This is a genomic window from Salipaludibacillus neizhouensis, assembly GCF_002886185.1.
Taxonomy (GTDB): Bacteria; Bacillota; Bacilli; order Bacillales; family Salisediminibacteriaceae; genus Salipaludibacillus; species Salipaludibacillus neizhouensis.
This window is the reverse complement of record NZ_KZ614148.1, coordinates 184,786-187,409: the sequence shown is the minus strand read 5'-3', so window position 1 is coordinate 187,409 and position 2,624 is coordinate 184,786. Positions and strand designations below refer to the sequence as shown.

Genomic DNA, 2,624 nt, shown 5'->3' with positions numbered 1-2,624 from the left:
ATTAATCCAAGTAGTAATCCCCAGATAAGTAATAATAAAAGATCATTGCTATACTGTGTGATCATAGCTTGAAACGTTGGTGTCAAGACTCCCACAACTGCAACACCAACCTGCTTAATCCCTTCTTCATCCATAATTGGTACAAAAGCTCTTACAGCTTTTCCTAAGGTTCCTTGTGCTTCGGAGGTATATTCATGTTCGGCTAAAGCAGCGAACTCATCCCCACCGACGAACATTTTTCCAATTAAACTCTCTGATGGATGGGAATAGCGTATTCGATTCATATCGATTATGACAATATAGTTTACGTTTGTTGCTAGTCTTGTTCTCTCTGCAATTGGTTGAATGATTTTTGACCCATTTAGTTCCCCAACATTGTTTCTTATGTCTGGCATTTGTGCTACTGTTCTTGCAATGGCAACTGCTCGTTCACCAAGTTCCTCTTCAAATGAATCTGTAATGCCATACACCATAATCCAACCACTCGTTACAATTGAAATTGATACCATAAAGAATGACATAACTAGTATTTTTAAACGTAAGCTTATTTTCAATAATTGTCTCCCTTTTAAAATTGTGTCATACCAAATTCCTTTTTTTAAGATAGCCAGTACTTGATTAAATTTAATTTACTTAAGATCACCCAAAATCTTTTCGGTTTCGGCCATAACTTCATTAATTATTTCCTTAACGTTTGTATTTCTAGCTAACATGGGACTTTGACCAGACCATAGTGACATTAACTCTCGGTTACTCTGTATGGACGCAACGCTTCTAATTTTTTTAGTGAGACTATTTTGAACTGGAAATTCAGGTAATTCCTCTTCTTTTTCTACCATATCTTCTATAAATTTATTTTTGATTCCTCTTGCCCATTTTCCTGAAAATGAACGTGTTAATACAGTTTGGTCATCGCTTGTAGTGAGAATCACTTCTTTATGTACTTTGTGAGCACCACTTTCTATACAAGTTAAAAATGCTGTTCCCATTTGGACAGCTTCTGCCCCTAAACATAAAGCAGCACTTAAACCCCTACCGTCCATAATTCCGCCTGCTGCAATAACAGGAATAGTCACTTGGTCAACAACTTGAGGTATTAGAGACATTAAACCTATTAATCCTTCATTTGAATCATTAATAAAGCTTCCTCTATGCCCCCCAGCCTCTATCCCTTGAACAGTAACACTATCCATACCACTTTTTTCAACGTCAATTGCTTCTTTTACTGTTGTGGCCGTTCCAACTAAAACAATGTTGTTCTGTTTTAGCTGTTTTATAACCTCAGTACTAGGTATTCCAAAAGTAAATGAGCAAACAGGCACTTGTTCTTCAATAACAACCTGAACCTGTTCTATAAAGGTTTGCCTTTCTGTCATTGGACTAGGAACTTCAAAATCCTCAGCGTTAATATTAAATTCTTTATAATAAGGCTGTAAAATATCAATGGCTCTGTTTATATCACTAGTTGAAACAGAAAATTCATTAGGAACAAATAGATTAATACCAAAGTGATTCGTCTTTTGTTTAATCTCTCTAATTTCTTTACGCATTTGAGAAGTATTTAAATAACCAGCTCCAAGCGTCCCCAAACCACCTGATTCTGAAATAGCAGCAACTAGGTTCGCTGTTGTTATACCACCAGCCATTGGTGCTTGAATAATTGGATGTTTTATATCTAGTAGTTCTGTCAGTTTATTTTTCATAGACTCCCCCCGATTAGATTAAAGTTCTAGGATAAAAGTAACCCACCTAGAAATAAGAAGATAATTGGGTTACCATAAGAAGCTGTTACTACGTCGACTTCTAATGCTCCCGTTATTGGCAACAAAATTATTGGCAAGAGTGACGTTGCTGGAATAGGAATAGCTTCTGTAATCCACCATGTGGCTACATTTGTTTCAGTATGTGTAAATTTATTATCTGCGCTTTCATAATAACGACAATAAAAAGTTCATATTATTCTTTTAGGTCTTTAAGTTCTATTTAACCTCTATTTAATGTGTCTTTTTTCCCAGATAATAATCCCTCATTTCCTCACAGTTCTCCTATTGAAAGCATTGGCTATTTTTTTGTTAGAGAACATATCAGTTATGTTGGATCACCAATTTTCATGCGATAAAAAAGTACTACCTCATTGTTGAAGTAATACTTGCAAGCACCTAATTTTCTTGCTTGTTAGTAGCCGCTATTTATAATAGCTTGTTCATAGTCTATAGGGGGGTCAACATCGAAAATAATAGAGGCATCATTGATATTCAATAGGTTCACTCGTATATTTTTGCAGAAGATATTCCCCACCCGATCAGCTTGATTTTTACTCACATTTAGCGATGTGGCATTCCAAAAAAAAAAACGGATACAGGTAATCATTTAGGTTTTATGTCTCTATCAAATGATTTTTACACCAGAATCGTTTTCTCTCCTTGAGAGCTGAAAAGTTGGCTCCGCTTTTTCGTTATACTAAAGGTCCGCCTAGCTCAACAATCTCTCCAGATACGCTTGTGAACTTTTTGAAGTTTTCTTTGAACTTGCTGGCAAGATCTAATGCTTTTGCATTATAAGCTTCTTTGTCAGTCCAGGTTTTTTCTGGCACTAATACGCCATCGGGAACACCTGGAACACGG

1 protein-coding gene and 3 pseudogenes are annotated in these 2,624 nt (G+C 36.0%); all 4 read right to left on the bottom strand.

The window, feature by feature from the left end; all coding sequences use genetic code 11:
• Window positions 1-554 (bottom strand): annotated as a pseudogene (locus tag CEF18_RS23855) (ATP-binding protein); the annotation flags it as partial.
• A gap of 75 nt (window positions 555-629) precedes the next feature.
• Window positions 630-1,703, bottom strand: a complete 1,074-nt coding sequence (locus CEF18_RS23850) for an NAD(P)H-dependent flavin oxidoreductase (protein WP_110939001.1) — start codon at window positions 1,701-1,703, stop codon at window positions 630-632.
• A gap of 29 nt (window positions 1,704-1,732) precedes the next feature.
• Window positions 1,733-1,891: pseudogene (locus tag CEF18_RS27320) on the bottom strand (SLC13 family permease); the annotation flags it as partial.
• 564 nt (window positions 1,892-2,455) lie between these two features.
• Window positions 2,456-2,624: pseudogene (locus CEF18_RS26720) on the bottom strand (phosphoenolpyruvate carboxykinase (ATP)); the annotation flags it as partial.